Source organism: Teichococcus deserti, assembly GCF_001982615.1.
GTDB lineage: Bacteria > Pseudomonadota > Alphaproteobacteria > Acetobacterales > Acetobacteraceae > Pseudoroseomonas > Pseudoroseomonas deserti.
Genome location: NZ_MLCO01000348.1, coordinates 1 through 5,825 on the forward strand (window position 1 = coordinate 1; position 5,825 = coordinate 5,825).

6 protein-coding genes are annotated in these 5,825 nt (G+C 70.1%); 4 read left to right on the forward strand and 2 right to left on the reverse strand.

Annotated elements, in window-relative coordinates:
- A partial coding sequence (gene odhB / locus BKE38_RS26765; RefSeq protein WP_076960249.1) for a 2-oxoglutarate dehydrogenase complex dihydrolipoyllysine-residue succinyltransferase occupies nucleotides 1–938 on the forward strand: 938 nt, incomplete at its 5' end.
- A 60-nt stretch (nucleotides 939–998) separates the two neighbouring features.
- Here odhB and BKE38_RS26770 read toward each other — a convergent pair.
- Both BKE38_RS26770 and BKE38_RS26775 read right to left on the reverse strand, forming a co-directional pair.
- Nucleotides 999–1,988 (reverse strand): tripartite tricarboxylate transporter substrate binding protein, encoded by a 990-nt coding sequence (locus tag BKE38_RS26770; protein WP_076960250.1) that lies wholly within the window; start codon nucleotides 1,986–1,988, stop codon nucleotides 999–1,001.
- Between the two features lie 125 nt (nucleotides 1,989–2,113).
- A complete protein-coding gene (locus BKE38_RS26775; RefSeq protein WP_076960254.1) occupies nucleotides 2,114–2,971 on the reverse strand; it encodes an AraC family transcriptional regulator in 858 nt (285 codons plus the stop codon).
- Between the two features lie 146 nt (nucleotides 2,972–3,117).
- On the opposite strand from BKE38_RS26775, the gene lpdA reads away from it, so the two are divergent.
- The 3 genes from lpdA to BKE38_RS26790 all read left to right on the forward strand — a co-directional run bounded on the left by lpdA (nucleotide 3,118) and on the right by BKE38_RS26790 (nucleotide 5,782).
- Nucleotides 3,118–4,509: a dihydrolipoyl dehydrogenase gene (gene lpdA / locus BKE38_RS26780; protein ID WP_076960251.1), complete on the forward strand. Its 1,392-nt coding sequence runs from the start codon at nucleotides 3,118–3,120 to the stop codon at nucleotides 4,507–4,509.
- Between the two features lie 52 nt (nucleotides 4,510–4,561).
- Entirely contained in the window at nucleotides 4,562–5,035 is a 474-nt protein-coding gene (gene ybaK / locus BKE38_RS26785; RefSeq protein WP_076960252.1) for a Cys-tRNA(Pro) deacylase, read from the forward strand.
- 138 nt (nucleotides 5,036–5,173) lie between these two features.
- Complete coding sequence (locus BKE38_RS26790; protein ID WP_076960253.1) at nucleotides 5,174–5,782, forward strand: hypothetical protein; 609 nt, start codon at nucleotides 5,174–5,176, stop codon at nucleotides 5,780–5,782.
- Nucleotides 5,783–5,825 lie beyond the last annotated feature (43 nt).

A 5,825-nucleotide genomic window follows, 5' to 3' on the forward strand; every position in this document is an offset into this window, starting at 1 on the left:
AGATCGAGGCGCCGCGCGCCGAGCGCGGCCCGGTCGCCCGCCCCGGCGCGCCGTCGGCCCATGCGCCGCTGCCGGCCGCTGCCAAGATGATGGCCGAGGCCAATGTCTCGGCCGAGCAGATCGGTGCCGGCACCGCCAAGGACGGCCGCATCAGCAAGGGCGACGTGCAGTCCTTCCTGGCCCAGCCCGCCCCGGCTGCCGCCGCGAAGGCCGCGCCCAAGGCGCCGCGCGCGCTGGAGAATGGCGAGGAGCGGGTGAAGATGACCCGCCTGCGCAAGACCATCGCCACCCGGCTGAAGGAGGCGCAGAACACCGCCGCCATGCTGACCACCTTCAACGAGGTGGACATGGGCGCGGTGATGGCGCTGCGGAACGAGTACAAGGACGTCTTCGAGAAGAAGCAGGGCGTGAAGCTCGGCTTCATGTCCTTCTTCGTGAAGGCCTGCGTCGCCGCGCTGAAGGAGTTCCCGGCGGTCAATGCCGAGATCGACGGCGACGACCTGGTCTACAAGAACTTCGTGCATATGGGCATCGCGGTCGGCGGCCCGTCCGGCCTCGTCGTGCCGGTGCTGCGCAATGTCGACCAGATGGGCTTCGCCGAGATCGAGAAGACCATCGCCGGCTTCGGCAAGCGCGTCCGCGACGGCCAGCTGAAGCTCGAGGAGATGGCGGGCGGCAGCTTCACCATCACCAATGGCGGCATCTACGGCTCGATGATGTCGACGCCGATCCTCAACCCGCCGCAGTCGGGCATCCTCGGGATGCACTCGATCAAGGAGCGGGCGATGGTGGTCAACGGCAAGATCGAGATCCGGCCGATGATGTACCTGGCGCTGTCCTATGACCACCGGATCGTCGACGGCAAGGAAGCCGTCTCCTTCCTGGTGCGCGTCAAGGAGAGCATCGAGGATCCGCGCCGCCTGATGCTGGACATCTGATCCGGGGCTTGTCCCGAACCGGGGCCAGGGTCGCGCGAGCGGCCCTGGCCCTTTCCCGTTTCAGTCGATGCTGAGATTGAGCTTGGCCACCATCTCGCGCTCATAGGCGACGCGGCGGATGGTGAAGTCGCGATAGGCCTCGGTGTCGAGATAGGCGAGCGGCATGTCCCAGCGCTCGCGCACCGCGGTGTTCTCGGGGCCGAGCAGCGCCGCCTTCATCGCGTCGTGCAGCGCGCGGACCACGCCCGGATCCATGCCCTTCGGCCCCGCCAGGCCATAGGGCGAGGTCACCACCAGGTCGATGCCGAGCTCGCGCAGCGTCGGCACCGCGGGGAAGCGCTTCGACCGCTCGGCGGTCCAGACGCAGAGCAGCCGGCATTGCCCGGCCTCGACCTGCGGCAACCAGGCGGAGCTGTCGGCGACGCTGTCGATCTGCCCGCCCAGCAGCGCGGTGACGCCCTCGTTGGAGCCGCGGAAGGGCACATGCGTCATCTGCAGCCCCAGCCGCGACAGGATGTCCTCCATCGCCAGGTGGTTGCTGGTGCCGATGCCGCTGGTCGAATAGGTCAGCATCCCCGGCCTGGCGCGGGCGGCGGCGACATAGTCGGCCCAGGACTTGATCGGGCTGTCCGACTTCACCACGACGCCGAACAGCCAGCCCGTCAGCCCGATGATCTGGGAGAAATCCTCGACCGGGTCCCAGGAGCGCGCCTTGGTCATGAAGGGGTGGCGCAGCACGGACAGATGCTGCTGCGCCAGGGTGTAGCCGTCGGGCTGCGCCTGCAGCAGCGCCTGCGCCGCCAGCAGCCCGCGCGCCCCGGAGCGGTTCTCCACCAGCACCGTCTGGCCCATCAGCTTGCCCGCCTGGTCGGCCAGGCTGCGCAGCTGCGCATCGGCCGAGCCGCCGGGCGGCCAGGGCACCATCAGCCGGATCGCCCGGCTGGGGTAGCCCTGGGCCAGGGCCGGCCGGGCGAGGGTGGAGAGAAGCGCGGCGGGCGCCAGGGCCAGCGCCGCGCGCCGCGACCAGGGGCCGGGCGTCGGTCGGGTCATCGCAAATCCTCCCTCTGCGGCGCCTGTGGCCGGCGCCGTCAGGAAGAAGGGTGGCAGAAGCCGCTGCGGGAATGCAATTTTTCCCGCCCGCCGCCCACCCTGGACCGCCCGGCCGGACCCGGCGCCTACTTCAAGGGAAGCAGGATGTCGGTCACCCACTCGGCCGGCGGCAGGGCGCGGCAGTCGTTCAGGTAATGCTCCATCGCCGGATGGTCGGCCGGCTCGCGCCCGCTCTGCGGCAGCCATTCGCGGTAGAGCCAGGTATAGGCGGCCTCCAGCTCGGCATAGGGGCCCTTGAAGCGCAGCGCCGCGACGGTCATCGCCGGCACGTCCGTCAGCGTCGCGGGGGCAGGGGGTTGCGCGCCCTCGGGCAGAGAAAAGCCGGCGGCGCTGCGCAGCTCGGCCGCCGGCACCGTCTGCGGGTCGTCCCAGTAAAGGCCGATCCAGCGGGTTTCCTCAGTCTCCAGCGCATGCCCCGCGGCCAGCGCGCCGAGCTCGTCGAAACGGGCGGCGATGGTGTCGTAGGGCCCCTGATGCGGCAGCACCGCCAGGCGCATCGCGGGCGAGGGGCGGATGGTGACGTCGAACATGCGTGTCTCCTCTGGGTTCGATCGGATCGGTCGGACCGGAGAAATGCCGCCCTGGAGGCGATAGGCGGCCGGCGGCAGGCCGAACTGCGCCCGGAAGGCCCGGGTGAAGGCGGCCACGCTGCCATAGCCGGCCGCTTTCGCCACCGCCGCCACCGGCGTCCTGCTTTTCAGCAGCGCCGCCGCCGCAAGGCTCAGCCGCTGCCGCGCCACCGTCTCTGCAGGCGTCTCGCCGGCCAGCAGCCGGTAGATCCGGTGGAAATGGCAGGGCGAGAAGGCGGCGGCCGCGGCCAGCTCCTCCAGCCGCGGCTCGCGCCCGGGATGGGCGGCGAGCCAGGCCATGGCGCGCTGCACCCGGCGGGCATAGTCGCGCAGCGTCGGCGGCTTGTTGGTCATCGACATCCTCTCCGATCCGCCGCCATCCTGGCCCGGACCCGATTGATCGCGCTTGCGAATGCCTGCCCGGCGCCGCTCCCCCTTGCGAGGCCGGCGCGGGCGGGCCAGTTTGCGGGCAATCCATTGCTAGGCAGGACTTCCGACCCATGTCCGAGAGCTTCGACCTGATCGTCATCGGCGCCGGCCCCGGCGGCTATGTCTGCGCCATCCGCGCCGCCCAGCTCGGCATGAAGGTGGCCTGCGTCGAGAAGCGCGACACGCTGGGCGGCACCTGCCTCAACGTCGGCTGCATCCCCTCCAAGGCGCTGCTGCAATCCTCGGAGTCCTTCGAGGAAACCAAGCACAAATTTGCCGACCACGGCATCCTGGTCGATGGCGTGAAGCTCGACCTGGCGCGCATGCAGGCCCGCAAGGGCGAGGTCGTCGGCGCCAACGTCAAGGGCGTCGAGTTCCTGTTCAAGAAGAACAAGATCACCTGGCTGAAGGGCGCCGGCAAGATCGTGGCCCCAGGCCAGGTCGAGGTCGCCGGCCAGACCTATGCGACGAAGAACATCGTCATCGCCACCGGCTCCGACAGCGCGCCGCTGAAGGGCGTCGAGGTCGACGAGATGCAGGTCGTCACCTCGACCGGCGCGCTGGAGCTGGAGAAGGTGCCGGGCCATCTGGTGGTGATCGGCGGCGGCGTCATCGGCCTCGAGCTCGGCAGCGTCTGGAAGCGGCTGGGCGCCGAGGTCACCGTGGTCGAGTATCTCGACCGCCTGGCCCCCGGCATGGACGGCGAGACCGCCAAGCAGTTCGAGCGGGTGCTGACCAAGCAGGGCTTCAAGTTCAAGCTGAAGTCCAAGGTGACCGCCGCCGCCAAGACCGCCGAGGGCGTCACCCTGACGATCGAGCCCGCCGCCGGCGGTGCGCCTGAGGAGCTGAAGGCCGACGTCGTGCTGCTGGCCATCGGCCGCCGCGCCTACACCGAGGGGCTGGGCCTGGCCGAGGTTGGCGTGGCGCTCGACGAGCGTGGCCGGGTGCAGACCGACGGCCATTTCGCGACCAATGTCCCCGGCATCTATGCGATCGGCGACGTCATCGCCGGCGCCATGCTGGCCCACAAGGCCGAGGATGAGGGCGTGGCGCTGGCCGAGATCCTGGCCGGCCAGAAGGGCCATGTGAATTACGGCGTGATCCCCGCCATCGTCTACACCTGGCCCGAGATCGCCAGCGTCGGCGAGAGCGAGGAAGAGCTGAAGGCGCGCGGCCAGGCCTACAAGGTCGGCAAGTTCCCCTTCCTGGCCAATGGCCGGGCGCGGGCGATGGGCGACACCGACGGCTTCGTGAAGATCCTGGCGGACAAGGAGACCGACCGCGTGCTCGGCGCCCATATCCTGGGCCCCGACGCCGGCACCCTGATCGCCGAGGTCGCCATCGCCATGGAGTTCGGCGCCTCGGCCGAGGACGTGGCCCGCACCTGCCACGCCCACCCGACGCTGTCGGAAGCGGTGAAGGAAGCCGCGCTGGCCGTCGACGGCCGCCCGCTGCACATCTGATCCAAGCGGGAAGGGGCGCCGAGCCCCTTCCCAACCCCGTGCGAGGCGCCGCATGTCGAAATCCACGCCCGCGACCCTCGCCGCGCAGAAGGCCGGCATCGCCTTCACGGTCCATGCCTATGACTACGACCCCGAGGCCGAGAGCATCGGCCTGCAGGCGGCGGAAGCCCTCGGCGAGCAGCCCGGCCGCGTCCTCAAGACCCTGATGACCGAGGTCGACGGCAAGCCCGTCTGCGTCGTGCTGCCCTCCGACCGCGAGGTCTCGATGAAGAAGCTGGCCGCCGCCGCCGGCGGCAAGTCGGCCGCGATGATGCGCGTCCCCGATGCCGAGCGCCTGACCGGCTACCGCGTCGGCGGCATCAGCCCCTTCGGCCAGAAGAAGCGCGTGCCGACCTTCGTGGAGGCCGCCGCGACCTCCGAGACCTATGTCTTCGTCAATGGCGGCCAGCGCGGGCTGCAGATCCGGCTGGCGCCGGCCGATCTCCTGGCGGCACTGGGGGCGAAGGCGGCTGTGATCGCCGGGTGACACCTGGCGGCTCTGTCACGCTGCGTTACGATTCTCTCTTTTCCGTGAGGTCCGCGTCGGTCATATCGACGGCACACCGTTCCGCCTGAAGGTCAGAATGGCCAGGCGCGCGGCGGTGCCCGCCACCCAGAGGCTTTCATGACGATGCTTCCCCGTCCCGCCGCTCGCCTGGCCCTGCTGGCCGGTCTGTCGCTGCTTTCCGCCTGCGGCCTGGCGCATACCAATGCGAGTACAAACCATCAGACCCTGACGGTGAAGTCGGAGCCGGCAGGCGCCGAATGCAGCCTGCAGCGCAACGGCGAGGCGCTGGCCACCTTCGCCACGCCGCACCAGCTGACCGTGTCGCAGAGCCGTCGCGACATCGCCGCGGTCTGCCGCCTGCCGGGCTACCAGGACACCCCGGCAACCCTTGAATCGACGATGATCCCGATCACCCCGCTCCATTTGATGGCCATGGGCACGGCCGGCGTCATGGCCCATACCGCGGCCGGCAACTTCAACCGCTATCCGGAAGAAACGACGGTCGCCCTGCTGCCGCTGGCCTTTCCGAACGCCGCCGCCCGCGACGGCTTCCTGGCCGCCCGCAAGGCCGAACTGGCTCTCCGCGCCACCGCGGCGGAACGCCGCATCGCCAAGAGCTGCACCACGCCGGACTTCTGCCGGATGGAGCGCGAGAACGCCGAAGCCGACCAGCAGACCCGCCTGGCGGCGTTGGAGACGCAGGTCGCTTCGGTGCCTGTTCAGTAAGGCAGGCCAGGGGAATGAATTCCCCCGCGGCGCAGTGCGCCGC